The organism is Streptomyces sp. NPDC091377, from assembly GCF_044757045.1.
Classification (GTDB): Bacteria; Actinomycetota; Actinomycetes; order Streptomycetales; family Streptomycetaceae; genus Streptomyces.
In genome coordinates, this window is sequence record NZ_JBIVUE010000063.1 from 1 (window position 1) to 1,048 (window position 1,048).

General features: G+C 57.5%; 1 rRNA gene. It reads right to left on the reverse strand.

Going from position 1 to position 1,048, the window contains the following annotated elements:
- Window positions 1–1,048: ribosomal RNA gene (locus ACIQNG_RS39115) — 23S ribosomal RNA — on the reverse strand; the annotation flags it as partial.

The window sequence follows — 1,048 nt, forward strand, 5'->3', positions numbered from 1 at the left end:
CTACACCCTTACCCCGGGACAACCACCGCCCGGGATGGACTACCTTCCTGCGTCACCCCATCACTCACCTACTACCAGCTCGGGCCACCGGCTCCACCACTTCATGCTTGTCCGAAGACGCACACGACGGCTTCACGGGCTTAGCATCACTGGATTCAATGTTTGACGCTCTACAGCGGGTACCGGAATATCAACCGGTTATCCATCGACTACGCCTGTCGGCCTCGCCTTAGGTCCCGACTTACCCTGGGCAGATCAGCTTGACCCAGGAACCCTTAGTCAATCGGCGCACACGTTTCCCACGTGTGAATCGCTACTCATGCCTGCATTCTCACTCGTCAACCGTCCACAACTCGCTTACGCGGCTGCTTCACCCGGCAGACGACGCTCCCCTACCCATCACAGCGGGCGTTGGCCCTCATGCTGCAATGACACGACTTCGGCGGTACGCTTGAGCCCCGCTACATTGTCGGCGCGGAATCACTAGACCAGTGAGCTATTACGCACTCTTTCAAGGGTGGCTGCTTCTAAGCCAACCTCCTGGTTGTCTCTGCGACTCCACATCCTTTCCCACTTAGCGTACGCTTAGGGGCCTTAGTCGATGCTCTGGGCTGTTTCCCTCTCGACCATGGAGCTTATCCCCCACAGTCTCACTGCCGCGCTCTCACTTACCGGCATTCGGAGTTTGGCTAAGGTCAGTAACCCGGTAGGGCCCATCGCCTATCCAGTGCTCTACCTCCGGCAAGAAACACACGACGCTGCACCTAAATGCATTTCGGGGAGAACCAGCTATCACGGAGTTTGATTGGCCTTTCACCCCTAACCACAGGTCATCCCCCAGGTTTTCAACCCTGGTGGGTTCGGTCCTCCACGAAGTCTTACCTCCGCTTCAACCTGCCCATGGCTAGATCACTCCGCTTCGGGTCTTGAGCATGCTACTGAAACGCCCTCTTCGGACTCGCTTTCGCTACGGCTACCCCACCCGGGTTAACCTCGCAACACACCGCAAACTCGCAGGCTCATTCTTCAAAAGGCACGCAGTCACGAG